Annotated in this window: 21 protein-coding genes; 10 read left to right on the top strand and 11 right to left on the bottom strand. The window is 72.8% G+C overall.

All coding sequences use genetic code 11. From position 1 onward, the window contains the following. Window positions 1–512: CHAT domain-containing protein (locus MTP10_RS22400; protein ID WP_310711520.1), on the top strand; the 512-nt coding region annotated here is incomplete at its 5' end. Between the two features lie 14 nt (window positions 513–526). Here the strand turns inward: MTP10_RS22400 and MTP10_RS22405 are convergent. The 4 genes from MTP10_RS22405 to MTP10_RS22420 form a co-directional block, all read right to left on the bottom strand. Beyond that, window positions 527–1,339 carry a sulfurtransferase gene (locus tag MTP10_RS22405; protein ID WP_310711521.1) on the bottom strand — a complete coding sequence of 271 codons (813 nt, stop codon included), beginning with the start codon at window positions 1,337–1,339 and terminating at the stop codon, window positions 527–529. 40 nt (window positions 1,340–1,379) lie between these two features. Then, window positions 1,380–2,543 carry an alkaline phosphatase family protein gene (locus MTP10_RS22410; protein WP_310711522.1) on the bottom strand — a complete coding sequence of 388 codons (1,164 nt, stop codon included), beginning with the start codon at window positions 2,541–2,543 and terminating at the stop codon, window positions 1,380–1,382. Window positions 2,544–2,614: 71 nt separating this feature from the next. Continuing rightward, entirely contained in the window at window positions 2,615–3,205 is a 591-nt protein-coding gene (locus MTP10_RS22415) for a DUF5998 family protein (protein WP_310711523.1), read from the bottom strand. Window positions 3,206–3,319: 114 nt separating this feature from the next. Next, window positions 3,320–5,944, bottom strand: coding sequence for a GNAT family N-acetyltransferase (locus MTP10_RS22420; RefSeq protein WP_310711524.1), 2,625 nt, complete (start codon window positions 5,942–5,944; stop codon window positions 3,320–3,322). A gap of 179 nt (window positions 5,945–6,123) precedes the next feature. On the opposite strand from MTP10_RS22420, the gene MTP10_RS22425 reads away from it, so the two are divergent. Further along, window positions 6,124–7,017 (top strand): sugar kinase, encoded by an 894-nt coding sequence (locus MTP10_RS22425; protein ID WP_310711525.1) that lies wholly within the window; start codon window positions 6,124–6,126, stop codon window positions 7,015–7,017. A 313-nt stretch (window positions 7,018–7,330) separates the two neighbouring features. Here the strand turns inward: MTP10_RS22425 and MTP10_RS22430 are convergent, their stop codons facing one another. After that, window positions 7,331–9,394 carry a RecQ family ATP-dependent DNA helicase gene (locus MTP10_RS22430; protein WP_397334495.1) on the bottom strand — a complete coding sequence of 688 codons (2,064 nt, stop codon included), beginning with the start codon at window positions 9,392–9,394 and terminating at the stop codon, window positions 7,331–7,333. 90 nt (window positions 9,395–9,484) lie between these two features. Then, window positions 9,485–10,306, bottom strand: a complete 822-nt coding sequence (locus tag MTP10_RS22435; protein ID WP_310711528.1) for a TauD/TfdA family dioxygenase — start codon at window positions 10,304–10,306, stop codon at window positions 9,485–9,487. A 400-nt stretch (window positions 10,307–10,706) separates the two neighbouring features. Here MTP10_RS22435 and MTP10_RS22440 point away from each other — a divergent pair, with 400 nt between their 5' ends. Beyond that, window positions 10,707–13,292: a DNA topoisomerase IV subunit A gene (locus MTP10_RS22440; protein ID WP_310711743.1), complete on the top strand. Its 2,586-nt coding sequence runs from the start codon at window positions 10,707–10,709 to the stop codon at window positions 13,290–13,292. A gap of 213 nt (window positions 13,293–13,505) precedes the next feature. Here MTP10_RS22440 and MTP10_RS22445 read toward each other — a convergent pair whose 3' ends face one another. Beyond that, window positions 13,506–14,078 (bottom strand): TetR/AcrR family transcriptional regulator, encoded by a 573-nt coding sequence (locus MTP10_RS22445; protein ID WP_310711529.1) that lies wholly within the window; start codon window positions 14,076–14,078, stop codon window positions 13,506–13,508. 155 nt (window positions 14,079–14,233) lie between these two features. Between MTP10_RS22445 and MTP10_RS22450 the strand changes: the two genes are divergently transcribed. After that, window positions 14,234–15,163, top strand: coding sequence for an endonuclease/exonuclease/phosphatase family protein (locus MTP10_RS22450; RefSeq protein WP_310711530.1), 930 nt, complete (start codon window positions 14,234–14,236; stop codon window positions 15,161–15,163). A gap of 28 nt (window positions 15,164–15,191) precedes the next feature. Here the strand turns inward: MTP10_RS22450 and MTP10_RS22455 are convergent, their stop codons facing one another. Next, window positions 15,192–16,193, bottom strand: a complete 1,002-nt coding sequence (locus MTP10_RS22455; RefSeq protein WP_310711532.1) for a WYL domain-containing protein — start codon at window positions 16,191–16,193, stop codon at window positions 15,192–15,194. Between the two features lie 125 nt (window positions 16,194–16,318). On the opposite strand from MTP10_RS22455, the gene MTP10_RS22460 reads away from it, so the two are divergent. Both MTP10_RS22460 and MTP10_RS22465 read left to right on the top strand, forming a co-directional pair. Next, a complete protein-coding gene (locus tag MTP10_RS22460) occupies window positions 16,319–17,005 on the top strand; it encodes an alpha/beta fold hydrolase (protein WP_310711534.1) in 687 nt (228 codons plus the stop codon). A 290-nt stretch (window positions 17,006–17,295) separates the two neighbouring features. Further along, on the top strand, window positions 17,296–18,759 hold the full coding sequence (locus MTP10_RS22465) for a M4 family metallopeptidase (protein ID WP_310711536.1): 1,464 nt from the start codon (window positions 17,296–17,298) through the stop codon (window positions 18,757–18,759). Window positions 18,760–18,930: 171 nt separating this feature from the next. Here MTP10_RS22465 and MTP10_RS22470 read toward each other — a convergent pair whose 3' ends face one another. Beyond that, complete coding sequence (locus MTP10_RS22470) at window positions 18,931–19,302, bottom strand: VOC family protein (RefSeq protein ID WP_310711537.1); 372 nt, start codon at window positions 19,300–19,302, stop codon at window positions 18,931–18,933. A gap of 75 nt (window positions 19,303–19,377) precedes the next feature. Further along, window positions 19,378–19,692, bottom strand: a complete 315-nt coding sequence (locus tag MTP10_RS22475) for a hypothetical protein (protein ID WP_310711538.1) — start codon at window positions 19,690–19,692, stop codon at window positions 19,378–19,380. 139 nt (window positions 19,693–19,831) lie between these two features. Between MTP10_RS22475 and MTP10_RS22480 the strand changes: the two genes are divergently transcribed. Both MTP10_RS22480 and MTP10_RS22485 read left to right on the top strand, forming a co-directional pair. Beyond that, window positions 19,832–20,326, top strand: coding sequence for a carbonic anhydrase (locus tag MTP10_RS22480; RefSeq protein WP_310711539.1), 495 nt, complete (start codon window positions 19,832–19,834; stop codon window positions 20,324–20,326). 50 nt (window positions 20,327–20,376) lie between these two features. Further along, window positions 20,377–21,432 (top strand): hypothetical protein, encoded by a 1,056-nt coding sequence (locus tag MTP10_RS22485; protein ID WP_310711540.1) that lies wholly within the window; start codon window positions 20,377–20,379, stop codon window positions 21,430–21,432. Here the strand turns inward: MTP10_RS22485 and MTP10_RS22490 are convergent. After that, window positions 21,422–22,042, bottom strand: a complete 621-nt coding sequence (locus MTP10_RS22490; RefSeq protein ID WP_310711541.1) for a TetR/AcrR family transcriptional regulator — start codon at window positions 22,040–22,042, stop codon at window positions 21,422–21,424. The two genes, MTP10_RS22485 and MTP10_RS22490, sit on opposite strands and share 11 nt — an antisense overlap. A 132-nt stretch (window positions 22,043–22,174) precedes the next feature. Between MTP10_RS22490 and MTP10_RS22495 the strand changes: the two genes are divergently transcribed. Together MTP10_RS22495 and MTP10_RS22500 are read left to right on the top strand one after the other, a co-directional pair. Then, a complete protein-coding gene (locus tag MTP10_RS22495) occupies window positions 22,175–23,614 on the top strand; it encodes an MFS transporter (RefSeq protein WP_310711542.1) in 1,440 nt (479 codons plus the stop codon). Continuing rightward, window positions 23,611–24,855 carry an SGNH/GDSL hydrolase family protein gene (locus tag MTP10_RS22500; RefSeq protein WP_310711543.1) on the top strand — a complete coding sequence of 415 codons (1,245 nt, stop codon included), beginning with the start codon at window positions 23,611–23,613 and terminating at the stop codon, window positions 24,853–24,855. The genes MTP10_RS22495 and MTP10_RS22500 overlap by 4 nt, the downstream gene beginning before the upstream one ends. Window positions 24,856–25,098 lie beyond the last annotated feature (243 nt).

Raw genomic sequence — 25,098 nt, forward strand, 5'->3', positions numbered from 1 at the left:
CGGCGCACGCGCGGGCCGAGGTCGGCCGCGTGGTGGCCGGGCATCCGCGCGGGCGGGAGGTGCCGGCGCGCGGCGGGCCGGTGATGGAGGCGCTGGCCTCCGCCGACGTGCTGCACCTGGCGGCGCACGGGGTGTTCCACGCGCGCAGCCCGCTGCTGTCGTCCATCACGCTCGACGACGGCCCGCTCATGGCGTACGACCTGCTGCGGCTGCCCAGCTCACCGGGGCTCGTGGTGCTGTCGGCGTGCGACTCCGGGATGGCCCGCGCCCCGGCCGAGGGGGCGCCGCTGGGGCTGGCCGGTGCCTTCCTGGCCAGGGGAACGGCCTGCGTCGTCGCCGGGATGGTGCCGGTGCGCGACGACGACGCGCTGTCCGTCATGACGCTCTTCCACGAGCTGCTGGCCCAGGGCGAGCCGCCCGCGACGGCCCTGGCGGCGGCCTCGGCCAAGACGGAGGTGACCGGCTTCGCCTGCTTCGGCGCCGGCCACCGCCCCGTCACCCCCACCGCCTGACAGCCGGAAAACGGTCAGCCCGTCGCGATCGGCCGAGAGGGGTCGGCGATCCAGTTGGACCACGAGCCGACGTACAGCGACGACGGCAGCCCGGCCAGCTCCATGGCCAGCACCTGGTGCGCGGCCGTCACCCCCGACCCGCAGTAGGCCCCGGCCCGCACGCCCTCGCGCACGCCGAGCCCCGCGAACCGCTCCCGCAGCTCCCCCGGAGCCAGGAACCGGCCGTCGGGGCCCACGTTCGCGACCGTCGGAGCGGACACGGCGCCCGGGATGTGCCCGGCCACGGGGTCGATCGGCTCGGTCTCGCCCCGGTAGCGCTCGGCGGCCCTGGCGTCGAGCAGCACCCCCTCGGTGGCGAGCGCCGCGGCCTCCTCGGTCGTCAGCATCGGCATGCCGCCGGGCTTGGCGGTGAAGTCGCCCGGCTCCGCCTCCGGGGCCTCGGTCACCGTGGGCAGCCCCGCCGCGACCCACGCGGGCAGGCCGCCGTCGAGCACCCGGACGTCCTGGTGGCCGAAGTACCGCAGCGTCCACCAGGCACGCGCCGCGATGGTCGAGCTCGCGTCGTCGTACACGACGACCGGCCGCGCGTCGCGGACGCCGAGCCGGCGCATCGCGCTCTCGAAGAGGGAGGCCCCCGGCAGCGGGTGCCGTCCGTCCGGTCCGGGCGGGGCGGCGAGGTCGGCGTCCACGTCGCAGTAGACGGCGCCCGGCAGGTGCCCCTTGCGGTACAGCTCGATCCCGGGCGGCCCGCCGATCCGCGAGCGGACGTCGAGCACGGTCACGCCGTCGAGTGCGGCGAGTTCGGCAGGGGTGATCAGCGGGCTCATCTCGGCTCCTCATGGTCGGGCGTCCCGCTCTCGGGACGGGTCAACGGGTGCTCGCCTCCAGCAGCGGCACGTACTGCTCGGCGGCCGTCATCGAGCCGTGGTAGCCGGTGAAGGCGGCCTCGCGCGGGTGGGCGCCGGGGGCGACGAGGGCCAGGCCGTCGTACGGCACGGCCAGGACGTCGCCGAGGCGCGGCAGCCACTCGGCCCGTACGGCGGGCCCGAACCAGCCGGCCTCGACCGCCTCCTCGCGCGTCACCACCCAGGCCCGGCCGGCCAGCGTGTCGCGCCACGCGGCGAGCACGTCCCCGGCGGCCCCCTCCTCGGCGTACACGTGGCGGGCCCGCGCCTCGCCGCCCAGCAGGGCCACCCCGTCACGCAGCGCCGGATCGGCCTCCACGTCGAGCTTGTCGGTGGCGTTGACCATGCCGTGGTCGGCGGTGACGTACAGGGCGCAGCCGTCCGGCAGGGCCCCGGCCAGCCGCTCGGCGAGCCGGTCGACGATCGTGAGCTGCCGCAGCCACTCCTCGCCGCCCCAGCCGGTGTCGTGGCCGGCGGAGTCGAGGTCGCCGTAGTACACGGTCACGTACGCGGGCGGCTCGCGCAGGGCCTCGCGGGCCCGCTCGACGCGCTCGTCCACGGTGCCGGCGGCGAGGTGGCGCACTCCCCGGTAGACGGCCTCGCTCAGGCCGGTGCCGGCGTACTCGCCCGGCGCCACGTACGCGGCCGTGACGCCCGCCGCCCGCGCCCGCTCGAACACGGTGGGGGCGGGCTGCCAGCGGCGCGGATCCATGACCAGGCCGTCGGGCAGGGTCCAGCGCAGGCAGTTGAACAGCAGGCCGGTGCCCGGCACGGCCAGGATCAGGCCCATCATGCCGTGCTCGCCGGGCGGCAGGCCGGTGCCCAGGGAGCACAGGCTCGTGACGGTGGTGGCGGGGAACCCGGCGGTCAGCCCCGGCGCTCCGGGTGCCGTTCCGGCCGGCGGGCGCATGCCGCGTGTCAGGAACGGCGCCGCGCCCGCGTGGGCGCGCAGCGCCTCGGCCCCGAGTCCGTCGACCAGCAGCACGCAGACGGAGCGGGCGGGCTCGATCCGCAACGATCCCGGCTCGCCTGCCTCGCCGACGCCGAGGGCGGCCAGCAGCGCGCGCGGCAGGTCCGCCAGTGACGATCCGCCGTACGCGGGGATCAACGGGGCGGTGTCGGCCATCCTCCGAGCTTAGCCGCGTGGCCGGGCCGTTCCGAGGCTTCCGCGCGGGCGCGGACGAGACCCGGGGCGGGTCAGGAGGCGGCGCGTGCCGTGGCCTCCGACAGGGCCTTGGCGAAGGCGAGCACATGGGTGACCGCCTCGGGCCCGTCGGCGGCCTCGCTGACACGCAGCGACAGGTCGTCGGCGGTGATGGCGCCGGTGTAGCCGTGGTCGGCCTCGCAGTTCTCGTCGCCGCAGGTGGCGGGCTCCAGGTCGACGTGGGCGATGGCGCCCCAGCCGATCGTGAGCGTGGCCTCGGTCGGGGGGACGCCCGGGGCGTAGGAGGCGGGGTCGGGGACGACGCGGGTGACCGCGACGGACTGGATGCGGCTGAGGCGCACGGCCTCGGTGGTGGTGGAGGCGTGCGAGGCGGACACGCCCTCGACGGCCGGGTGCTCGTCCGTGTGGCACACCAGCAGCCTCGTCCCGGTCAGCACCAGGACGGTGACGTGCCTGCGCACCTCCATGGCGGGGTCGAACGTCGCCTCGTGGTGCACCACGAACGCGGTCACGGCCTCCTTGCCCAGCGCGGATTCGACCGCATCGGTGACGAGGTCGGGGTAGTAGCCGCTGCGCTCGATCGCTTCGCGCAGGCCCGCGGCTGAGACTCGGGTTTCCCTCATGGGGTCCATCCTGCCAGGATGACGCGCCACCCTCACCCGCCGCACATAACGCTCTATAACGTCTCATGTCGTACGGGTGCCAGAGACGCCCCCCTCCGGGCCACCGGTGAGCCGTCAGGCCAGGCGGCGCGGCCCTCCGTCGAGGCGCGGGCCCGGCGGCGTGCGGACGGTGGCGCGGGCGCCGAGGACGATGACGCCCGACTCCCCCACCAGCACCTGGTCGAGGTCCAGGCGGGCCAGCTCCGGCAGGTCTCCGGCCAGCCGCCCGACCCGTACCAGCAGCTCCTCCAGGGCGGCGACCGCCACGGGCGGGTAGCCGTACTCGCCGAACAGCAGCGGCGCGGCCCGCACCGACCGCACCAGCGCGGCGGCGTCCTCCCCGGTGAGCGGCGCCGGCCGGAACCCCTGGTCGAGCAGGAGCCGCGCGGTCACCTCGCCCAGCCCGAACGACACGACCGGCCCGAACGCCTGGTCCTCGACGACGCCCACCACGGTCGGCACGGCGGGCTGGGGCGCCATGCGCTGCACGGCCAGCTCCGTGCCCTCACCGAGGCGGCCGGCGAACTCGGTGTACGCGTGCCGCACGGCGTCGGGGTTGCCCAAGCCGAGCCGTACGGTGCCGGCCCGGCGGGAGGCGTCGGGGTCGGCGACCTTGAGCACCACCGGCCAGCCCAGCCGCCCGGCGGCCTCGGCCGCCTCGTCCGGTGAGCGCACCACCTCGGCGGGCCACACGTCGAGGCCGTAACAGGACAGCAGCTCGGCGGCGTCCACCTCGACCGGCGCCCCGTCGTCGGCGGGCGGCGGGGTGAGGGCGCGCACGACGAGGTCGCGGGCGCGGCCCGTGTCGACGTCGAGCTCCGGCGGGGGCGTCACCGGCCGGGCCCGCCAGGTGGCGTACCGCACGACGTGGGCCAGGGCCCGCACCGCCTCCTCCGGCGCCGCGTACGACGGGATGGAGCCGCGCGACGGCACGGCCCCGGCCCAGAGCGCCGGGTGCATCCCGAGATGCCCCTCGAACGTGGCCAGCACCGGCTTCCCGGACCCCTCGGAGACCCGCAGCAGCTCGGCCGCCACCTCCTCCCCCGCGCCCGGGATCGGCGGCATGTAGATGACGACGGCGGCGTCCACGTCGGACGAGGCGAGCTGGCCCGCCAGCGCCTCGCCGAACTCCGCGGCCCCGGCCGTGGCGCCCAGGTTCGCGGGCGGCCGGGGCGACAGTCCGGCGGCGACGCACGCGTCGGCGGCCAGCAGCCCCAGCGCGTCGGAGTTGGTGACCAGGCCGACGCGCGGCCCGGCGGGCAGCGGCTGGTAGGCCAGCAGCTGCCCCACGTCGAACAGCTGGATGAGGTCATCCACCCGGATCAGGCCGGCCTGCTCGAACAGCGAGCTGATCGCCGAGTCGGGCAGCCGCAGCTCGCGCGCCGAGTGCCCGGCCGGCGTGCCGCCGCTCTTGACCACCACGATCGGCTTGCTGCGCGAGATCCGCCGCGCCAGCCGGGTGAACTTGCGCGGGTTGCCCAGGGACTCCAGGTAGAGCAGGATCACCTCGGTCGCGGCGTCCTCCTCCCAGTACTGGAGCAGGTCGTTGCCGGACACGTCGGCCCGGTTGCCCGCCGAGACGAACGACGAGATGCCCATGCCGCGCTGCGCCACCCGCTGGAGCAGGGCGGTGCCGAGCGCGCCCGACTGGCTGAAGAACCCCACCCGGCCCCGCCCGGGCACGGTGGCCGCGAGCGTGGCGTTGAGGCGCACGGCCGGGTCGGTGTTGGCGATGCCCAGGCAGTTGGGGCCGACCACGCGCAGGCCGTAGGAGCGGGCGATGCGCGCCAGCTCGTCCTGGCGGCCCCGGCCCGCCTCGCCGGTCTCGCCGAACCCGGACGACACCACGACGAGCCCGTGGACGCCCTTCTCCGCGCACTCCTTGACCACGTCGGCCACGCTCTCGGCGGGTACGGCGACCACGGCGAGGTCCACGTCGTCGTCGATGGCGGACACGCTCGGGTAGGCGCGCACCCCGGCCACGGCCCGCACCTCGCGGTGGACCGGGTAGACGGGGCCGGTGAAGTCGGCGGCCAGCAGGTTGCGCAGCACGGCCTGGCCGACGCCGCCCGGCTCGCGGGAGGCGCCGATCACCGCCACGGAGCCGGGCGTGAGCAGCCGGGCGATCGAGCGGGCCTCGGCCCGGTGCTCGCGCGAGGCCGTCACCTCGGCCGAGGTCTCGGTGGGGGTGAGGTCGAGGGTCATGCGGACCACGCCGTCGGCGAAGCTGCTCTCCCCGGTGTAGCCGGCCTGGCGCAGGACGCCCATCATCTTCATGTTCGCGGGCAGCACGTCGGCGACGAACCGGCCGATGCCGCGCTCGCGGGCGGTGGCGGCCAGGTGCTCCAGCAGCACCGAGGCGACCCCGCGGCCCTGATGGGCGTCCTCGACCAGGAACGCCACCTCGGCCTCGCCCGGCTCGATCCGGTCGTAGCGGATGACGGCCACCATCTCGGCGCCGATGGTGGCGATCAGCGCGACCCGGTCCACGTAGTCGACGGTGGTGAACCAGGCCACCTCCTTGTCCGACAGCCGGGGGCGCGGCCCGAAGAAGCGGAAGTAGATCGACTCGTCGGAGAGGCGGGAGTAGAAGGCGCGCAGCCGGTCGGCGTCGGCGGGCCTGATCGGGCGGACGTGGGCCGTGCCGCCGTCGGCGAGGACGACATCGGCCTCCCAATGGGCGGGGTACTGAGCCTGCACAGTCCCGAGGGTAATCGCGTGTCCGGGGTAGCAGGACCTCAGGGCCTGTTCGCAACGCTTGTGCATCGACTGCGGACCGGTGTTCGAGGACCGCCCCACGGGCCGCCCGGAAGCTGTTAGTTTTGCGGTGAAGTTTTGCCGTGGCCGGCTCGTTCTGAAGGCAGCAAGGTGGTGACATCATGACGCGGGTCGTCGTGGTGGGCGATCTCATGACCGACGCGGTCGCTCGCGCCCGTTATGCGCTCGCCAGGGCGAGCGACACCCCGGCGATCGTGACCATGCACGGTGGCGGCTCCGGGGCCAACATCGCCTCGTGGCTCGCGGTCGAGGGTGCCGAGGTGGCGTTCATCGGCCGCCGCGGCGCCGACATCACCGGGCGCAATCGCGACATGGAGCTCATGGGCTACGGCGTGGACGCGCGGCTGGTCATGGACCCCGAGCGGCCGACCGGCACCTGCGTGGTGCTCGTCACGCACAAGGGCGAGCGCACGATGCTGTCCGACCCCGGCGCCAACGCCGCGCTGTCCCCCGAGGACCTGCCGCGCGACCTGTTCAACGGCGGCGGCCACCTGCACCTGTCGGGCTACACGCTGATCAACGAGGGCTCCCGCGACGCGGGCCTCGCGGCGCTCGACATGGCGCACCACTCGGGCATGTCGATCTCGGTCGACTGCGCCTCCTCGGCGCCGCTGGAGCGCACGGGCGCCGAGCCGTTCCTGGAGTGGACGAGCGGCGCCAAGCTGCTGTTCGCCAACACCGAGCAGGCCAAGGTGCTGACCGGCCGCGACGACCCGGAGGCCGCGGCGAAGGTGCTGACGGCCTGGTTCCCCGAGGTCGTCATCAAGATGAACGACGACGGGGCGCTGTGGTTCGGCAACGGCCGTCCCGACCCGGTCCACGCGGCCGCCGACCCGGTCGACCGCATCATCGACGGCACCGGCGCGGGTGACGCGTTCAGCGCCGGGTTCCTGCCGTCGTGGCTGGAGGGCAAGCCGCCGGCCGAGTCGCTGGCCGCGGGCTGCCGCCTGGCCGCCAAGGCGATCACGTACCTGGGAGCCCGTCCGCGCCTCTAGCGCGGTCCGCCGTCGTCGGCAGGCGATCTCTCGCCAGCATCCTGTTGTCAGGCGCGAGGTTCCGCACCGCCCGCGTGCCGGAGGCCCGCGCGGTGGGCGCACAACCGTGCATGACCCCCGCGTGCCGGAGGCCGGCCCGGTGGGCGCACAACCGCGCGTGGCACCCGCGTGCCGGATGCCGGCCCGGCGGGCGAGCGGCCGCGCCTCGCGGGCGAGTACGCGGACGGGTCGTGGCTCGGGCGCCGGGTGAGCACCGAGGGCCCGCGCGAGGAGCCCCCGGTACGGCCGGCGGTCGCGACGCCGGCCTCCCGCGTCAGGAGGTGGTGGCCAGGGCCAGCGGCAGGACGGCCGGGGCGCCCGCGTGACGGACGAGGGCCGCGCCAAGCGTCATCGTCCAGCCGGTGTCGACCCGGTCGTCCACCAGCAGCACCGGGCCGCCGCACTGGGCCACCGCCGCGCCCACCTCACGGGGCATGGCCAGCGTCGCCCGGATCGCGCGTACACGCTGGGCGCTGTTGAACTGGCGGCCCGGCGAGCCCGAGCGGTAGCCCAGCTCGCCGAGGTAGGCCAGCCGGCCCACCTGGGCGAGCCGCTCGGCGAACCCCCGCACCAGCAGTGGCCTGCTCGCGGACGGCACGCTGACCACCGCCACCGGCCGCTCCCGCCAGTCCCACGCGGCCAGCACCTGCGTCACGGCCCGGAACATGTCGTCAGGCAGCGGCCCGTCGGATCCGCCCAGCAGCTCGCGCAGGCGGTTGCCCCAGCCGATGTCGGTGAGCCGCCCGAGCGCCCGGCCCGGCTCGGCGCCGAGGTCAGGCTTGATGCGGCCGGACAGGTCGTCGAGGCCGGTCGGCCACTGCCGGCGCGCCTCCACCGTGACGCCCGGCCTGGCCAGCCGCTCGCGGGCGGTCTCGACGGCCGGCGCGGCGATCTCGGCCGAGCGGTGCCGGCCGGTGCAGTTGTCGCAGCGGCCGCAGGGGGTGGCGGTGTCGTCGTCGAGGAGGCGGCGCAGGTACTGCTCGCGGCACTCGGTCGTCGTGAGGTAGCCGAGCATGGCCTCCTGCTCGGCGCGGCGCTCGGCGGCGATGCGGGAGTAGCGCTCCGCGTCGTACCCCCACGGCTCGCCGGTCGCCTCCCAGCCGCCCTTGACCCGGCGGACGGCGCCGTCGACGTCGAGGACCTTGAGCATCATCTCCAGCCGGCTGCGGCCGAGGTCGACGATGGTCTCCAGGGCGGGCGTGGACAGCGTGCCGCGCTCCTCCAGCGCGGCCAGCGTGGCCCGCACGACCGGCTCGGGCGGGAAGGCGAGCGAGGTGAAGTAGGCCCAGATGTCGCGGTCCTCGGAGCCGGGCAGCAGGATCACCTCGGCCCGCTCGACGCCACGGCCGGCGCGGCCGACCTGCTGGTAGTAGGCGACGGGCGACTGCGGGGCGCCGACGTGCACGACGAACCCGAGGTCGGGCTTGTCGAAGCCCATGCCGAGCGCGCTGGTGGCGACCAATGCCTTGATCTTGTTGCCGAGCAGGGCCTCCTCGGCCTCCAGCCGCTCGGCCGGGTCGGTCTGGCCGGAGTAGGCGGCCACCTCGTGGCCCTGCTCGCGCAGGTAGTCGGCGATCTCCTGGGCGGCGGCGACGGTCAGGGTGTAGACGATGCCGGAGCCGGGCAGCTCGCGCAGCGTCTGCGCCAGCCAGGCGAGCCGCTGCTCGGCCGTGGGCAGGCGCACGACGCCCAGGTGGAGGCTCTCGCGCTCCAGCGGCCCGCGCAGCACCAGCGTGTCCTCGCCGAGCTGCTCGGCGACGTCGCGGGTGACGCGGGCGTTGGCCGTGGCGGTGGTGGCGAGGACGGGCACGCCCGGCGGCAGCTCCTCGAACAGCGTGGCGAGGCGGCGGTAGTCGGGCCGGAAGTCGTGTCCCCAGTCGGAGATGCAGTGGGCCTCGTCCACGACGACGAGACCGGCGCTCTCGGCCAGCTCGGGCAGCACGTTGTCGCGGAAGTCGGGGTTGTTGAGCCGCTCGGGACTGACCAGCAGCACGTCGACCATGCCGTCGGCGACCTGGCCGTAGATCTCCTCCCACGCCTCGGGGTTGGCGGAGTTGACGGTGGCGGCCCTGATGCCGGCCCGCTCGGCGGCGGCGATCTGGTTGCGCATGAGAGCGAGCAGGGGCGAGACGATGACGGTCGGGCCCTCGCCCAGCTCGCGCAGCAGGGCCGTCGCGACGAAGTAGACGGCCGACTTGCCCCAGCCGGTGCGCTGGACCACGAGGACCCGCCGCCGGTCGACGACGAGCGCCTCGATGGCGGCCCACTGGTCGTCGCGGAGCCTGGCGTGCTCGCCTGCGAGCGCGCGCAGGCGCCCCTCCGCCTCTTCGCGCAGCATCGCCGCGTCGGGGGCTTCAGTCATGTGCTCCTTGTTACCAGGTTTCCCCGACGTTTTCGTTCCCGGCCCCGGCCCCGGTCCCCGCTGCGGTCACTTGTCGGCGTGCTCCGGGAAGGCGTTGACGGTCACCCGGTGCATCCGCCGGCGCTCCGTGTAGTCGGCCACCGCGTAGTGCTGGGTGGGCCGGTTGTCCCAGAACGCCAGCGTGCCGGGGCGCCAGCGCAGCCGCACCTGGTACTCGGGTGAGCGGATGTGGTCCAGCAGCAGCGGCAGCAGGGCCTCGTTCTCGCGGTCGGTGAGGCCGACCAGGCGCGTGGTGGAGGAGCGGTTGACGAACAGCGCCTTGCGGCCGGTCTCGGCGTGGACGCGCACGACGGGCCGCTCGATCGGCGGCCACTTGGCCTGGATCTCCTCCAGGTCGAACGGGTGACCCTTGGAGATGGCCTTCTTCATCGACATCGTGATGTCGTGCACCGCCGTCAGCTCGTCGCACAGGCGCTGGAGCGAGGGCGAGAGCGTCTCGTAGGCCAGGTAGGTGTTCGCCCACAGCGTGTCGCCGCCGACGCTGGGGAGCTGGACGCAGCGCAGGAGCGAGCCCATGGGCGGAGTCGGCTCGAAGGTGTTGTCGCTGTGCCACTCGTCGCCGCCCTCGCCCTTGGGGTCGGTCTGGTCGAGGACGTGGATGGGGCTGGCGCTGTCCTTCTTGAAGGCGGGGTGGTTGAGCGTGCCGAAGTTCAGCGCGAACTGCAGGTGCTGCTCGTCGTCGATGGGCTGGTCGCGGAAGAACAGCACCAGGTGCCTGAGCCAGCCCTCGCGGAGGGTCGCGACCTCCTCCTGGGACAACGGCTTGCGCAGGTCCACGCCGGTCACCTCGGCGCCGATGTGCCTGGTGACGGGATGAAACTCGATCATGTACGCCTCCGGAGACGAGGAGTATCCCTTTCCGGAACGTAACGCCCAAGCAATTGCTTGGTCAAGCATACGATCTCCGCCGGGCGGCACTCGAACACGCATGCTAAAAGCCGTCCGGGTGTTGGTACGATGCCTGGCATCGGCAAGCTTCAGCCAACCGGCGCGGGGAGGCGCCTGTGCCATCATCTCCAGGGGCGCACCACGCCCTTGCCCCCACCGCACGCACCGCCGCACGGACCCCTGGCCGTCATCGCACCGCGACCAGGGCGCCCCGCGCCGGCACCGCACCCGCCGATCCGGCCCTTCTCCATCGAGCCGACGGTTACGGTTACAGCACAAGGACAGAAGGAGGATGCGCTTCCCCCTCGGCGCGACGGCCGAGGTAGCCGCGCAGCACAAGATGGCCCGACGCACGACTGCACCCCCGCCTGAGGACTTCGAGGAGCGGATCGTCGACATCGACGTGTCCTCGGAGATGCGCACCAGCTTCCTCGAGTACGCCTACTCGGTCATCTACCAGCGGGCGCTGCCCGACGCCCGCGACGGCCTCAAGCCGGTGCAGCGGCGCATCCTCTACTCGATGAGCGAGATGGGCCTGCGCCCCGACCGCGGGCACGTCAAGTCCTCGCGCGTCGTCGGCGACGTCATGGGCAAGCTCCACCCGCACGGCGACACCGCGATCTACGACGCGGTCGTCCGGCTGGCGCAGCCGTTCTCCATGCGCCTGCCCCTGGTGGACGGCCACGGCAACTTCGGCTCCCCCGACGACATGCCGGCCGCCATGCGTTACACCGAGGCCCGCCTCGCGCCGGCCGCGATGCTCATGGTCGAGTCGCTCGACGAGGACACGGTCGACTTCAAGCCCAACTACGACGGCCAGGAGACCGAGCCCACGGTCATGCCGTCGGCGTTCCCCAACCTCCTGGTCAACGGCACCACCGGCATCGCCGTCGGCATGGCCACCAACATGGCGCCGCACAACCTCGTCGAGGTCGTGGCCGCCGCCCGCCACCTGATCAAGAAGCCGGACGCGACGCTCGACGACCTCATGCGCTTCGTGCCGGGCCCCGACCTGCCGACGGGCGGCATGATCATCGGCCTGCAGGGCATCCGCGACGCCTACGAGAGCGGCCGCGGCACGTTCCGCATGCGCGCCAAGTGCGTGGTCGAGCAGATCACCCCGCGCCGCAAGGGCATCGTCGTCACCGAGCTGCCGTACAACGTCGGCCCCGAGCGCGTCGTCGCCAAGATCAAGGAGCTGGTCAACGCCAAGAAGCTCCAGGGCATCGCCGACCTCAAGGACCTCACCGACCGGCACAAGGGCCTGCGCCTGGTCATCGAGGTCAAGAACGGCTTCATCCCCGAGGCGGTGCTGGAGGAGCTCTACCGGCTCACGCCGATGGAGGAGACGTTCGGCATCAACAACGTCGCCCTCGTCGACGGCGAGCCGCGCACCCTCGGCCTGCGCCAGCTGCTGAGCGTCTACGTCGACCACCGCCTGGAGGTCGTGCGCCGCCGCTCCGAGTTCCGCCGCCGCAAGCGCGAGGAGCGCCTGCACCTGGTCGACGGCCTGATCGTCGCGCTGCTCAACATCGACGAGGTCATCCAGGTCATCCGCTCCTCCGACGACTCCGCGCAGGCGCGCAGCCGCCTCATGGAGGTCTTCGACCTGACCGACATCCAGGCCGCGTACATCCTCGACACGCCGCTGCGCCGCCTGACCCGCTACGACAAGCTGGAGCTGGACCGCGAGAAGGAGACGCTGACCGAGGAGATCGCCGAGCTGACCGGCATCCTGTCGTCGGAGACGCGGCTGCGCCAGGTGGTCTCGGCCGAGCTGGCCGACGTGGCCAAGAAGTACGGCACGCCGCGCCGCACCGTGCTGCTGGAGTCGTCCGGCACCCCGCGCACCGCCACGGTGGAGCTGCAGGTGGCCGACGAGCCGTGCCTGGCGCTGCTGTCGTCCACCGGCCTGCTGGCCCGCACCACCGACGCCTCACCGCTGGCGGAGGAGGGCGAGCGGGCCTCCCACGACGTCCTGGTGTCGGTCGTGCGCACGTCCGCCCGGGGCGAGATCGGGCTCGTGACGTCGCTGGGCCGGCTCATCCGGGTCCAGGTCGTCGACCTGCCCATCCTGCCGCCCACGGCCTCGCCGCCGTCGCTGTCCGGCGGCCATCCGGTGTCCGACTTCGTGACGCTCGGCCCGGACGAGACGGTGGTCGGCCTCGGCGCGCTCGACCCCGACGGGCCGGGCCTGGCGCTCGGCACCGCGCAGGGCGTCGTCAAGCGGGTGGTGCCCGACTATCCGGCCAACCGCGACGACTTCGAGGTGATCACCCTGAAGGAGGGCGACACCGTGGTGGGCGCGGCCGAGCTGGAGTCGGAGGACCACGACCTCGTGTTCATCACCTCCGACGCGCAGCTCCTGCGCTTCCAGGCGTCGCTGGTGCGTCCGCAGGGACGGCCCGCGGGCGGCATGGCCGGCATCCGGCTCGACGGGGCAGCCCGGGTGATCTGGTTCGGCGTGGTGGACGCGGAGCGTCCCTCCCAGGTCGTGACCGTCGCCGGGTCGTCCACCGCCCTGCCCGGCACCCAGGTGGGCGGCGGCAAGGTGTCCGACTACGCCGAGTTCCCCGCCAAGGGGCGGGCCACGGGCGGCGTGCGGGCGCAGCGGTTCCTGAAGGGCGAGGACGTGCTGCTGCTGGCCTGGGCCGGTCCCGCGCCCGCCAAGGCGGTGTCGTCGTCGGGCAAGCCCGTCCCGCTGCCCGAAGAGGTCGGCCGCCGCGACGGCTCGGGCGTCCGCCTCACGCACACGATCGGCGCGGTCGGCGGCGCCCTGGGCGCGACCGGCCCGGTGACGGCGGCCTCGGCCGCGGCGGTGGCTCCCGACGGCTCGGTCCCCCTGGAAGGCTCCGTGGCCCTGGACGCCTCGGTGGTGGCCGACGGACCTCCCGCGCCGAACGGCTCCGCCCCCCGGGAGCAGTAGCGGCCCCCACGGGGACGCGCTCTGCTCACCTGACCTGCGCGGGAACGCGGGTGTCCTCGGGCGGCGTGACGGACGCGGGCGCCTTCGAGGGTGCCCGCGTCCTCGCGTCCGGCCCGCGCCTCGCCCTTCACGACGTCGTTCCCCGCACGGAGTGACGCTTGTCGTTCCGCGGCGACACCGATGGGACCGCGGGCCCGGAAGAAGACCGCGGCCTCAGCGGTCGGCGAGAAGCAGGTGGTCGATGGCGGTACGGAGGGCTGCTGTCGTCGCGGCGGGGTCGTCGAGGTAGCCGCCCATCATCGCGCCGTCGCGCAGCAGGACGAGCGTCTGTGCTGCCGCTTCGGGCTGTGGATGGCCCGTCTCGCTCAGCAGCCGGGTCAGGAGGGCGCGGAACCAGCGCCGATGCTCGGCCACGGCAAGGCGGACCGGATGATTGGGGTCGGGGTATTCGACGGCGGCGCCGATGAAGGCGCATCCGCGGAAGTCCGGAGTGCACACCTGGTAGCTGACCTGAGTGGCGAGCGCGGCGATGACGTTCGAGGGGTCGCTGACCTGCTCGATCAAGGTGTCGGCGGTGGCGCGGGCCTCCTGATGGCGTTCCTCGATGTAGGCCCGGACGAGGTCATCCTTGCTCGGGAAGTGGCGGTAGAAGGTCGCCTTGGTCACCTCCGCCTCCGCCACCAGCCGGTCGACTCCGACCGACTGGATGCCTTCGCTGTAGAACAGCCTGGCTGCGGCCCGCAGCAGCCGCCGGCGTGCGGGCGTGCCGTCAGGCGCCCTCTGCACCGAACGAACGGGCGAAGAAACTGAGGCTGCGGGGCGCTTCGACGGCATGTGTTGACGGTAACAGAGCGGTCACTGCACCTCCGCAAGGATACAGAACGGTCTGTCCTCCTCCGAGGAGAGGTGTGACGAAACCGGCTTATGCGTAAGGTGCCACTGTGAATCTTGTGCGCAGCCTTTGCGTGGCCGTCGTCCTGATGTCAGTCGTCCTGATGTCAGAGGCTCCGGTGCCTGCGGCCTCATCTGCCAGGTACCAGATCTGGCACTGGAACATCGCCGGCCACGCCTACCACCTGGGCTCCACGACCAACGGCATCATTGAGGCCATGGGTCGCTCCATCGGCGGTCGCAATCCGGATTTCGTTTCAGTCAACGAGATCTGCCACAACCAGTACGGCGCCCTGATCGACTACCTCCAGCAGATCGGCTGGCCGCAGAATGCGAGCAACTTCGCCCGCTACGAGCCGATGAGGCCCGCCGACGGCACGTCCTACTGCGACGGCACCGGCATCGGCCAAGCCTTGTTCAGCCGCTTTCCCCTCGGCGCCACCGAGCGGTACACCCTGCCGTACGACGGTTCGACCCTGCAGCGCAAGTTGCTGTGCGCTCCCGTCGCCGACAAGACGAGCGTGAAGTTCTGCACCACCCACGTGACGTTCGACCGCGCCTACCAGGCGGCCCAGCTCACATACGTACGCAAGGTTCTTGACCGCTACCACGCTCAGGGCGACACCGCCATCATCGCCGGCGACTTCAATGTCCAACCCGACGACCCGCTGCTGGACACCTGGTACGACTCGAGCGTGGACACCGCGAACAACACGCACAACAGCGGCCCGTATCACGAACTCGACGACCTGGATGCGACCTGTCCAGGTTGGGGCGAGCAGACCACGGAAGGCAGCCTCCCGCTCGGCTCCTGTGGCCAGCCTCGCAAGGTGGACCTCGTCTTCGCCGCCGCCGACCGGCTGGTGTCGTACACGGCGGACTCCCAACCCATCGGCCACGTCTGTGGCGCCAACCGCGACAAGGCCTGCTCCGACCATCGCATCCTCAACGCGTTCGCCACGGTCACCGTCGCCGGCTGAGGGTGTGTCCGGTTGACGCCGATGCGCGTCACGGCCGGTCAGACCGCGGGCCCGGTGTGGCGTCGTCCATGGGCGGGTCCGCCAGGGCGGCGGCGAGACGCGAAGCGAGCATCGTGACCGCGGCGCGCAGTTCCGGTCCACCCTCGACGCGGAAGGGGAACGGCACGTTCGGCAGCCACTCCTGCGCGTACATCGTCGGATTGCTCGTGCTGCCGACGAGCACGCACCCGTCCCCCGACGGTTCGAGCCGCCCCATGGGCGGCCGGATCCAGGGCGCCACCTCGGCGAGGGGAGCGTCGAACACGACGCGCGTGGCGAACTCCCACCCGGTGCCGAGATTCTCCTCCAGCGCCGCCACCGGGTCGAGGCCGTCGGGCGGCTCGAACGCGTGCGTGCTCCGCCGGACCTGGCGGACGCGGTCGACCCGGTAGGTGCGGATGGCGTCCGCGCGGTGGGAGTAGCACAGCAGGTACCAGCGCCCGTGGCGGACGACGACCGCCCAGGGGTCCACCTCGGCCTCCCACTCGTTGCCGGACTCGCTCCGATAGGCGATCACCACGCGCCGCCGATCCGCGATGGCGGCCACGAGCGCGCTGGTGGTGGCGGGATCCGGACGGGCCGAGAGCCGGTCAGGCGCCGCCGACGCATGCTCGCGCAGCGTCGCCGCTTGCCGTCCGACGCTCTCGGGCAGAGCCCGGATGACCTTGCCCAGGGCGGCGCCGACGAGGTCGCCGACGTCGGCGGCCGCCGGCTGGCCGTCGAGCACCGCCATGACCAGGCCAAGCGCCTCGGGCTCGGTGAAGGCGACCGGAGGCAGTCGAGTCCCGCGCCCGAGCCGGTACCCCCCATAGGGGCCGCGGGCCGACTCGACGGGGACGCCCGCCTCGCGGAGGATCCCGACGTACCGGCGCGCGGCCCGCTCCGTGACGCCCAGGCAGGCGGCGAGCTCGCCGGCCGTCACGCCAGGGCGGGTCCGGAGGATCTCCATGGCGCGCAGAGCCCGTGCGGTGGGACTGAGATCGGTCGGCACACGAGCACATTAGGAGGTCACGGGATGAACAGGAAGTAGAACGTCCGGAATCGGGCCTAGCGTGACGTCCTGACCGAGTCCCCTGGCAGGACCTCGCCGGAACCCGCCGAAGAAAGAGAACGATCATGGATATCCTGCTCATCGCCGGCCTGTGGCTCGACGGATCCGCATGGGACGACGTCGTGCCCGCCCTCGAGGCGCTCGGCCACCGCCCCGTGCCGATCACGCTGCCCGGGCAGGGCGACGGATCCACCTCGGCCACTCTCGACGACCAGGCGGCAGCGGTGCTCGCCGCCGTGGACTCGGCGTCAGGAAAGCCCATGGTGGTGGGGCATTCCGCCGCATGCACCCTGGCATGGCTTGCCGCCGACGCGCGCCCGGAGCGGGTCGCCAAGGTCGCGTTCATCGGCGGCTTCCCGGCCGCCGGCGGGCAGCCCTACGCCGACTTCTTCGAGCCGAAGGACGGCGTCATGCCCTTCCCCGGCTGGGGTCCGTTCGAAGGGCCGGACTCGGCCGACCTCGGCGAGGAGGCCAGGCGGGACTTCGCGTCCGCGGCGATCCCCGTCCCCGCGGAGGTGACGAAGGGCGTGGTGCGCCTGACGGACGAGCGGCGGTTCTCCGTCCCCGTCCTCGTCGTGTGCCCCGAGTTCACCCCTGCCCAGGCTCAGGAGTGGATAGCCGCCGGTGACGTGCCAGAGCTGGCCAGGGCCGAACACCTCGAGCTCGTGGACATCGACTCCGGCCACTGGCCCATGATCACCGAGCCGGCCGAGCTCGCCCGGCTCCTGGCCGCGGCCGCCCCCGAGGCCTGAAACCCTCGGCTGTACTCCCGCGTGGGGTTCGTCCACCACGACGAGCCCATGTCCGCCGGCGAACAAGCCTTCTCGTCGCCCGCGACCGGCCCCATCTGCAGGGCCGTTGTCGTCTCGTGAGAGCCGCGGTCACAGCCTTGACACATGCGTTGACATGAACAGAACGGTCTGCGTATCGTCTGGCGCATATACAGACCGTTCTGTCTTTCACAAGGAAGGAGATCTCGCCTTACGGTCCGCAGTACACCACCTGACTGAGCATCGGAGGAAATGTGCGTTCAACTGGCATTGTGCTGGCAGGCGTCCTGCTGGCGGGCCTGGTGGCCGTCGCGCCGCCCGCGTACGCGGCTCCGGGCGAGGAACTGCACGCCCTGCGCACCGTCACCGGCCCCGGCGGTACCCGACACACCCACTACGAGCGTACGTACCAGGGATTACCCGTGCTCGGCGGCGACATCATCACTCACGGGGACAAGGCTCCGGAGAGCCGCACCCTGTCGACGCTGAGCGCTCTGTCCACCACACCCCGGGTGTCCGGCCCGGCCGCCGCGGCGATCGCGGCCAAGAGGTTCCCGTACAAGCCGAGCGGGTCGCCGCGACTGGTGATCGAGGCGCTCGGCGACAACGACGCCGCCCGCGCGCCCGCGCTGGCCTGGGACGTACTGGTCACCGGCACCCGCACAGGCGGCCTGCCGACGGCCCTGCACGTCCTCGTGGACGCCGGGACAGGCGGGGTGCGCACCACCTACGACGACGTACAGGCCGACCTCGGTCACGGCTTCCACTCCGGCGACGTGCCGCTCACGACCACCCCCGTCTCCAGCACGTCGAGCACGAGGATGCTGGCGGATCCGACACGCGGCATGTTCGGCACCTACGACGTCGACACCATGCGGTACTTCACCGACCCCGACGGCGACTGGGGCAACGGCAGGTCCAGCAACGCGCAGACCGACGCCGTGGACGTGCAGTGGGGCGCCGCGACGACGTACGACTTCTACAAGCAGACCTTCGGCTACACCCTCGTCAGCAACTCCGAGTACTCGGACGGGCCGAGCACCCTGAACGCCGGGGTGCACGAGGGCGACAGATTGTCCAACGCCTACTGGAGCGCGCAGTGCCACTGCATGCGCTTCGGTGACGGCAACGGGGTCACCACCAACCCGTACACCTCCCTCGACGTGGTGGCGCACGAGGCCACCCACTCGGTCATCGCCCGCACGGCCAAGCTCGTCTACACCGGCGAGGCCGGCGCGCTCAACGAGGCCACCGCCGACATCGTCGGCAACCTGGTGGAGTTCCACGCCGCCAACCCCGCCGATGCGCCCGACTACCTGGTGGGCGAGAAGGTGTTCAAGGCCGGGCCGCTGCGCTACATGGACCGGCCCAGCAGGGACGGCGTGTCCGCCGACTGCTGGTCGCCCACCGTCGGCAACCTGGACGTGCACCGCTCCTCCGGTGTCGGCAATCACGCCTTCTTCCTGCTCGCCAACGGCAGCGGCCCGTCGGCCTGGGGCGACAGCCCCACCTGCGACGGGGCGACAGTCACCGGCGTCGGCCGCGACACCGCCGCCCGCCTGTGGTTCCACGCGCTGACCACACAATGGACCCCGTCGACCAACTACGCCGACGCGCGCACCGGGATGCTCGCCGCGGCGACCGAGCTCTACGGTCAGTGCGGAGCGGAGTATCGCGCTGTGCAGGCCGCATGGTCGGCGGTCGCCGTGACCGCCGCCGACCAGCCCTGCCCCTGACCCTGGTGGCGGCCCGCTGACACGTGCGCCGATCAATGAGATGAGGGGCCGGTCTCCCGCGGGAGACCGGCCCCTCCTGCGCCGGAGCACCAGGGCGGGGGCCCCTGGACTGTTCCTGGGCGTCCTGGACGTCCGGCTGCTTCGGGGACCGGAGGCGTGGCCGGCCGGTCGTCAGTCGCGACAGAGGCAGAACGGGTGACCGGCCGGGTCGAGGAAGACCCGGAAGCTGTCCTCCTCGCTCGGCTGGTGGTCGTGCTTGGTCGCGCCGAGCTCGATCACCGCCTTCTCCGCCTGGTCCATGTCCTCCACGGTCACGTCGAGGTGGAGCTGCTGGGGACGCTCGGAGCGCGGCCAGATCGGCGGCCGGTAGTCCTCGACCCGCTGGAACGCCAGCCGCTTCGGCGAGCCGCCGTCGGTGACGACCACCCAGTCATCCTCCTGATGGTCCACGGACCAGCCGAGAAGTCCCGCGTAGAACTCGGCCAGCATACGCGGGTTGGCGCAGTCGAAGACGATCGAGCGGAATTCCGCGATGCCCTTCACCACACACCTCCGAGTCGGTTGCGACGCCCTTGCTACCCGGACATCGCCCCCGCACACCCCTTCTTCGGGCCGTCCTCAGGTGGTGCTGGCCGCGACGGACGGCAGGGCGAGGATCAGCTCGCGAGGCTCGCCGCCCTCCCAGCCGCGCACCAGCCGGGTGCCCTCCGGCCCCGGGTCGAACCCCTCGCGCCCGGACTCGCCGAAGCACCCGGCCTCTGCCAGCCGCTCGATCAGCGGATCGTCGTCCGCGAGCCCGGCCGCGTAGGCGGCGGCGTCGAGGAGCGCCAGCGCGGACCGCGCGTTGCGGCCCGCGTCGTTGGACTCCACCCGGTCGAGGCGGCGCCGCGCCTGGGTGCGGAAGTACGCGGCGAGGGATTCGGACCTACTCACGGCAACCTTCTTCGGCAACTCACACTGAGGGCTACGACATCATCACCCATGGTGACAGCCGATGGGGGGAGGTTGGCCAACTCCCGCCTGTCGGGACCCCGCGAAAGCCCGCCGAAACGGCATGAGGCACTATCTCAGCATGAGTGAGTTCGACGACCTGCTTGCCGGAAACGCGGAATACGCGAAGGACTTCGCCAACTCGGGCCTCACGGGCCGTGCGGCACGCGGACTCGCGGTGGTCACGTGCATGGACTCCCGCATCGACCCTCTGGGCCTGCTGGGGCTGCAGGCGGGTGACGCCAAGATCCTGCGCAACGCGGGCGCCCGCGTCACCGACGACGTCCTGCGCACTCTGGTCCTGGCCGTGTACCTGCTGGGCGTGGAGCGCGTGCTGGTGATGCCGCACACGGACTGCGGCATGTCCAAGGTGACGGACGGCGACGTGCACGACCTGACGCAACTGAACGGGGTGGACACGCGCAGCCTCGAGTTCCACACCGTCCCGGACCAGGACGCGGCGCTGCGCCACGACCTCACGCGCATCCGGACCACGCCGTTCCTGCCGAAGGACATGCCGGTGGGCGGCGCCATCTACGACGTCCACACGGGAAGGCTGATGCCCGTCTCCCTGTGAGCGGCCGCCGCGGGGACCGCGCGCGGCCGTAGCGGGTCATGATGGTCGTCATGGTGAGAGTGGGAGCCGCGCGCGCCGCCGCGGCGCGCTGGGTGGCCGAGCACGCGCGTCCCGACCCCCGCTATCGGGGGGCGTACGCCGCCGGGTCCACGGTCGGCCTGCCGGACGACGCCGAGCTGCCGCCGTCCTCGGACCTGGACCTGTTCGTGGTCATGGCCCAGGACCCGCCGCCGGCCAAGCCCGGCAAGCTGCGTTACCGGGGCGTCCTGCTGGAGGTGAGCCATCTCCCCTGGGCGGCGCTGCGGTCCGCCGACGACGTCCTGGGCTCGTACCACCTGGCAGGGGCGTTCCGTACGGACAGCGTCATCGACGATCCCACCGGCCGCCTGCGCGCCGTCCAGGCACACGTCGCGTCGCATTTCGCCGCCCGCCCGTGGGTGCGCCGCAGATGCGAGGACGCCGTACGGAGGATCGAGGCCCGCGCCACGGCGCTGACCTCCCCGGCGCCCGGCGCTCCGCGGCCCTTCCATGAGCAGGTGATGACGTGGCTGTTCGCCGCCGGGGTCACGGCCCATGTGCCGCTCGTCGCCGCGCTGCGCAACCCGACCGTACGGCTGCGCTATCCGGCGGTGCGCGAGGTCCTCGCCTCCTACCGCCTGTCCGGCCTCTACCTGGAGATGCTGGACCTCCTCGGCTGCTCGCACCTCCAGGCCGAACGGGTCCGGGGTCGCCTGCGCGAGCTGGCCACGACGTTCGACCTCGCGGCAGGCGTCGCGAAAACTCCGTTCCCCTTCAGCAGTGACATCACCCCGGCGGCCCGGCCGATCGCGATCGACGGCAGCCGGGACCTGGTCGAGCGCGGCGACCACCGTGAGGCCGTTTTCTGGATCATCGCGACGTTCGCCCGCTGCCACGCGATCCTGGCGGCGGACGCGCCCTCGCTCCACCGGTCGCGGCTGCCGTCGTTCGAGGCCGCACTGGCGGACCTGGGCATCACCTCTTCCGGTGACCTCCGCCGGCGCGCCGCCGAGGTCACCCGTTTCCTCCCCCGCCTCGCGCAGGCCACCGAGCACATCCTGGGCACGAACCCGGCCATCACCCCCTAGGTTCCATCGAGGCGACCCCGGCGCGCGCGGCGGCCAGCGCGCCCGCCGCGGCGCGGTCCGCGGCGGCGTCGTCCAGAGGCTCCCCGGTGTTGAGCAGGGCGTAGTACAGGGGCGCGGAGACGGCGGCGATCACCAGGTGCGGGTCGGTCCCGGTGGGCAGTTCGCCTCGTTCGACGGCGTCGGTGACGCAGCCGGCCCACTCGTCGATGCGTACGGCGTAGAAGCGGTGCAGCGCCCGCGCGGCCTGCTCGTCGCACAGTGAGGCGGCGATCAGCGCCTTGAACAGGCGGCCCTGGCGGGGGTCGGTGAGGGTCCTGACGACCAGGCGGGCGTTGTCGCGCAGGTCCTGGTCGACACTGCCCGTGCGCGCGCGGGGCAGGGACTGCTCGGCCATGTCGGCGAGCAGGTCGGCGGCGAGCGCGCCGGGCGTGCCCCAGCGGCGGTAGACGGTGGTCTTCCCGACCCCCGCGACCCGGGCGATCTCGGCGAGATCGAGGGCGTCGAAACCCTTCTCGGCCAGGGTGTCCCCCGCTGCCTGAAGGACTGCCTCGCGGACGCGGGCGGTACGTCCTCCCGGGCGAACGGCACCGGGTTGGGGAGCGGCGGCCATGTCGGACTCCTTCTCGCGAGCACTCTTATCGGGACTGCGGTTCCCTTACGGCGGCTGGAGTGCTACCGTTCTTGCATCTTAACGGAACTACAGAACCGTTTGCACTGGTGTACCCGAAAGGACGTCCTTGTTATGTCCACCACGAAGCCCCTGCCCAGGGCCACGGCTCCGGCCTCCGCGCACGAGCCGCCTCCCCGGCGGCTGACCGTCCGGCAGAAGGTCACCCTCGCGGTGCTGCTGGTCGCCCAGTTCATGCTGGCCGTCGACTTCTCGATCCTGAACGTGGCACTGCCCGAGATCGGTGACGACCTCGGCTTCTCCCTGGCCAACCTGCAGTGGATCGCCACCGCCTTCGCCCTGAGCGCCGCCGGTTTCACCCTCCTGTTCGGCCGCATCGGCGATCTGGTCGGCCGAAAGCGCATCTTCCTCGGCAGTCTCGCGCTCCTCGGACTGGCCTCCCTGGTCGGCGGGCTCGCCCCGAACCCCGAGGTGCTCATCGTCGCCCGGGTCGCCCAGGGGCTCGCGACCGCCGCCGCGACCCCGGCCGGGCTCGCCCTGCTCACCACCTCCTTCCCCGAGGGGCCCCTGCGCCAGAAGGCCCTCGGCCTCAACGGCGCGCTCATGTCGGCCGGGTTCACCGCCGGCGCCGTCCTCGGCGGCGTCCTGACCGACCTGCTCTCGTGGCGCTGGGCCTTCTTCATCAACGTCCCCGTCGCGCTCGCGGTGCTCGCCGTCGCCCCCACCGTCATCGCCGAGTCCCGGCCCGCCGCGCGCCCCAAGGCAGACCTGCCCGGCGCGCTGACCGTGACCCTCGCGCTGCTCGGCATCGTCTACGGCCTGACGCAGGCCGGCGAGCACGGCTGGACCCACCCCGTGGCCCTGGCGGCTCTGCTGGCCGGCGCGGCCCTGCTGGTCGCCTTCCTCCTCGTCGAGCGCAGGGCCGCCCAGCCGCTGGTCCCGCTGCACGTGCTGAGGAAGCCCAGCGTGGCCTGGGGCAACGTGCTCGGACTGCTCGCCTTCGTCACCGAGACGTCCCTGGTGTACCTGCTCACGCTGTACATGCAGAAGACCCTCGGCTTCTCGGCCCTCACCGCCGGGCTCTCCTTCGGCGTCCTGGGGCTCGGGACCGTGGCAGGCGGCCTGCTCGCGCCGAAGGCGATCGCCCGCACCTCCACCGTGGCCGTCCTGGTCGGGGGCGGGCTGCTGCAGGCCGTCTTCACCGCCGTCCTGCTCCTCCTCGGCGACACGCCGGACTCGATGGGACTGCTGCTGCCCGCCACCTTCCTGGGCGGCGTGGGCAACATGCTGGTCATCGTCGGCTTCATGGTCACCGCCACCACCGGCCTGCCCGACTACGAGCAGGGTCTGGCGACCGGGCTGGCATCGATGTCGCAGCAGGTCGGCATCACCATGGGCACCCCGATCATGTCCGCGATCGTCACCGCGGCGACCGCGGGCGCCATGTCCGCCGGGGCGATCCTGCACGGCGTCACCGTCGCCGTCGCCGCGAACGCCGCTCTGGTCCTCCTCGGTGTCCTCATCGCCGTCGTCCTGAAGCGGAAGATGTCATGAATCTCGTCGCAGCTCTCTCAGCCCTGGTGATCGCACTCGGCTCGTCCACGGCCGTTCCCGGCCATGCCCACGCCGCCGTCGACCAGCGGGCGGACTGGCGGGCCGCGTGGACGGCCGCGCCGCAGCGGCCCAGCGCCGGGTTCGAGCCGAACTGGTCGGAGGAGGGTTTCAGCGGCCAGAGCGTGCGCCAGGTGGTCAGGCCCACCGCGGGCGGCTCATCGCTGCGGATCCGGCTGTCGAACGACTACGGGCCGTCCCCCGTACGTCTGACGGGCGCCACCGTGGCCCTCGCCGGTCAGGGCGCCTCGGTGCGGCCGGAGTCCGTACGGCACCTCACCTTCGGACATGCCGGCTCGACCAGCCTCCCCGCCCGTGGACGGCTCGTGAGCGACCCCGTACGGCTCGACGTCCGCCCGTTCCAGCCGGTGGCCGTCACCCTGGACTTCGCCGGGACCACCGGACCGGCGACGTTCCACTCGCAGGCGTACGCCGGCAGCTTCCGGGCGCGGGGCGACCACCGCGCCGACACCGCGGCGGCTGCCTTCACGCAGATGACGCACTCCTGGTACTACCTGTCCGGCCTCGACGTCACGGGCGGCGCGAAGACGGGCGACGCCGTGGTGGCCTTCGGTGACTCCATCACGGACGGGTTCGGCTCGACCGCCGACACTGACGGCCGCTACCCCGACGAGCTGGCGGAGCGGCTCGCCGCCCTGGGCCGGCCCCGGCCCGTCCTGAACGCCGGCATCGGCGGCAACCTGGTGCTCAACGACTCGGCCTGGTACGGCGACCGCTCAGCGGCCCGCTTCGGCCGCGACGTGCTCGACCAGCCGGGCGTCGGCACGGTGATCGTGCTGGAGGGCGTCAACGACATCGGCTTCAGCGAGTCGGACACGCCGACGTACAAGCCGGCGCCCGTGGTCTCCGCCGCCGAGCTGATCGCCGGGTACCGCCGGCTCATCAGGCAGGCGCACGCGAAGGGCGTCAAGGTGGTCGGGGCGACCCTGCTGCCGTTCAAGAACTCCGACCACTGGGGTGAGCACGCGGCCGCCGTCAGCGACGCCGTCAACCAGTGGATCCGCACCTCCGGCGAGTACGACGCGGTCGTGGACCTCGATCGGGGCATGGCCTCCCCCGGCGACCCCGACGTCCTCGACCCCGCCTACGACAGCGGCGATCACCTGCACCCTGACGACGCCGGCTACACCGCCATGGCCCGCCTCATCGCCGACCAGCTCTGAGGCGCCAACCCGAAAGGCCCGCACCCGCGCACGGGTGCGGGCCTTCGAGTGACTCGCAAGCCGGCCGTCCGGATCGGGTACGGAGGGCCTGCCGGTCACCCCACGAAGCGTGACCGAGCAACTCCCGATCGCCCCACGGGCGGTGACCGAACTGCGCCCGGCCGCCCCGTCAGGGTGACCCGGACGGCTCCCGGACGTCCTCATGGACGTCCATGAGGACGTCTTCATGGACGGCAGGGAGCG

Source organism: Nonomuraea sp. 3-1Str, from assembly GCF_031570565.1.
Taxonomy (GTDB): Bacteria; Actinomycetota; Actinomycetes; order Streptosporangiales; family Streptosporangiaceae; genus Nonomuraea.

What these genes read in the sequence shown, in the direction of transcription:
- MTP10_RS22480 (WP_310711539.1), top strand. Translation starts at nt 19,832, where the DNA reads ATGAGTGAGTTCGACGACCTGCTTGCCGGAAACGCGGAATACGCGAAG.
- MTP10_RS22500 (WP_310711543.1), top strand. Translation starts at nt 23,611, where the DNA reads ATGAATCTCGTCGCAGCTCTCTCAGCCCTGGTGATCGCACTCGGCTCG.
- MTP10_RS22435 (WP_310711528.1), bottom strand. Translation starts at nt 10,306, where the DNA reads ATGATCGAGTTTCATCCCGTCACCAGGCACATCGGCGCCGAGGTGACC.
- MTP10_RS22425 (WP_310711525.1), top strand. Translation starts at nt 6,124, where the DNA reads ATGACGCGGGTCGTCGTGGTGGGCGATCTCATGACCGACGCGGTCGCT.
- MTP10_RS22405 (WP_310711521.1), bottom strand. Translation starts at nt 1,339, where the DNA reads ATGAGCCCGCTGATCACCCCTGCCGAACTCGCCGCACTCGACGGCGTG.
- MTP10_RS22485 (WP_310711540.1), top strand. Translation starts at nt 20,377, where the DNA reads ATGGTGAGAGTGGGAGCCGCGCGCGCCGCCGCGGCGCGCTGGGTGGCC.
- MTP10_RS22460 (WP_310711534.1), top strand. Translation starts at nt 16,319, where the DNA reads ATGGATATCCTGCTCATCGCCGGCCTGTGGCTCGACGGATCCGCATGG.
- MTP10_RS22410 (WP_310711522.1), bottom strand. Translation starts at nt 2,543, where the DNA reads ATGGCCGACACCGCCCCGTTGATCCCCGCGTACGGCGGATCGTCACTG.
- MTP10_RS22440 (WP_310711743.1), top strand. Translation starts at nt 10,707, where the DNA reads ATGGCCCGACGCACGACTGCACCCCCGCCTGAGGACTTCGAGGAGCGG.
- MTP10_RS22430 (WP_397334495.1), bottom strand. Translation starts at nt 9,394, where the DNA reads ATGCTGCGCGAAGAGGCGGAGGGGCGCCTGCGCGCGCTCGCAGGCGAG.
- MTP10_RS22490 (WP_310711541.1), bottom strand. Translation starts at nt 22,042, where the DNA reads ATGGCCGCCGCTCCCCAACCCGGTGCCGTTCGCCCGGGAGGACGTACC.
- MTP10_RS22415 (WP_310711523.1), bottom strand. Translation starts at nt 3,205, where the DNA reads ATGAGGGAAACCCGAGTCTCAGCCGCGGGCCTGCGCGAAGCGATCGAG.
- MTP10_RS22495 (WP_310711542.1), top strand. Translation starts at nt 22,175, where the DNA reads ATGTCCACCACGAAGCCCCTGCCCAGGGCCACGGCTCCGGCCTCCGCG.